The organism is Pseudomonas sp. BJa5 (assembly GCF_030272875.2).
Lineage (GTDB): Bacteria > Pseudomonadota > Gammaproteobacteria > Pseudomonadales > Pseudomonadaceae > Aquipseudomonas.
In genome coordinates this window covers 1-239 of sequence record NZ_JALRNG020000209.1, presented here as the reverse complement: position 1 = coordinate 239, position 239 = coordinate 1, and the positions used below count along the sequence as shown (strand labels likewise).

Sequence of the window (239 nt, the reverse complement as noted above, 5' to 3'; positions counted from 1 at the left end):
GAAACCCTGGGCCTGAGCCAACCGGCCATGCAGCGACGACCGCTGCAAATGGTCATGGCCAAGGGCGCCAGCCTCAAGCCCCTTTATGACCACTGCCTGGGCGGCGGTCCCAAGCCACGGATCACCGTCACCCGCCACCCGGCCAGCGACGGCCAGTGGGTCTGGTACCTGGGCGGCGACCTGGACGAAGCCGACGTCGTAGCCCGCGAACCCGAGGGACAGATTGCCGCGGCGAAGAA

General features: G+C 68.2%; 1 pseudogene. It reads left to right on the top strand.

Features of this window, described 5'->3' with window-relative positions:
- Positions 1–239: pseudogene (locus tag M2D63_RS26055) on the top strand (FAD-dependent oxidoreductase); the annotation flags it as partial.